The organism is Emticicia sp., from assembly GCF_049241225.1.
GTDB lineage: Bacteria > Bacteroidota > Bacteroidia > Cytophagales > Spirosomataceae > Emticicia.
The window spans coordinates 24334-25556 of record NZ_JBMLRC010000390.1; the positions used below are offsets into that span (position 1 = coordinate 24334).

Annotated in this window: 2 protein-coding genes; one reads left to right on the forward strand and one right to left on the reverse strand. The window is 40.1% G+C overall.

Annotated features, from left to right (window positions below; all coding sequences use genetic code 11):
• A partial coding sequence (locus ACOVO2_RS20395) for an NUDIX domain-containing protein (RefSeq protein ID WP_421771751.1) occupies positions 1 to 470 on the reverse strand: 470 nt, incomplete at its 3' end.
• Positions 471 to 642: 172 nt separating this feature from the next.
• On the opposite strand from ACOVO2_RS20395, the gene ACOVO2_RS20400 reads away from it, so the two are divergent.
• On the forward strand, positions 643 to 1223 hold a 581-nt coding region (locus tag ACOVO2_RS20400; protein WP_421771752.1), incomplete at its 3' end, for an ATP-dependent DNA helicase.

Below are 1223 nucleotides of genomic sequence, written 5' to 3' on the forward strand. Positions count from 1 at the left end.
GCAATTATCTCATCAAAACTTCCAAACTTTTGCCAAAATTGGTGTTTTTCGCTCAAATTTAATCTTTTTATTTCATCTAACGACAACCATTCTATTTTTTGAATCAGTTGTTCGCCCAAATTCATTTCTGGGTCATGCCCCAAAGTCAACTCGCCACCTATTTTTTTTACTTCAAAAAATAACTCAATCCCATGCAAAGGCAGTTTCACGAACTCATTCATTATCAACAACTTACCAACTTTTACTTCAAGCCCCGTTTCTTCCAAAAACTCTCTTCGTAGTGCATCTTCGGCCATTTCGCCAACTTCTACACCTCCACCCGGTGGACTCCAAAAGGTATTTTCGCCCAAAATAGCTCGATGACCAATCATCAGTACTCGGTCGTTTTCGATACAAATTCCGCACGCACGTACCCGAATTCTATTCCCATAAAGTTGCTGGGCGTTTATTTGAACTTCCGATTGTGGCATTTGGTTTAGTTATTTCGGCACAAAGATAATGAATCAGCCACGAGGGATTTCACGAATCTTGAATGTTTTTAAAATTTAAAGGTTTATTTTGCACTTGGATTAGAGATTATGAGTGTGTATCATCAGAAAAACAACATTCTTCATTCTACATTCTTAATTATACATTTAGACAATGGCACTCGACGAAAATATAAAACCTTCTACCAGATTTTTAAGTAAGTTTCCGTTTACGCCCACTTTCGGACAAGCGAAACTTTTTAAATTGATGGACGAATTTATACTGGAAGAAGACCGTTTCCGTGATACATTCATTCTGAAAGGTTATGCAGGAACTGGTAAAACAACTTTTGTGAGTACGCTCATTAAGGTTCTGAAAGAATTTGGGTACAAAGCAGTACTACTCGCTCCAACGGGTCGAGCCGCTAAGGTGATGTCGAGCTACTCGAAGCGAATGGCCTTGACTATTCATAAAAAAATCTATCGACAAGTAGAAAACGCCTACACGGGTGCGTTGGTTTTTGAACGCATGAAAAATACGCAGGAAGGCACGGTTTATATTGTCGATGAAGCCTCGATGATTTCGGACGAACGAGAATTTGGTACGAATAGCTTACTGCATGATTTACTCGATTTTGTGTTCGAGCAGGAAACCAATAAACTCCTTCTGATTGGCGATGAAGCCCAGCTTCCTCCAGTTGGAATGCAAGTTAGCCCAGCCCTTAGTGCGGCTCATTTGGCAGGAAGATACCACGC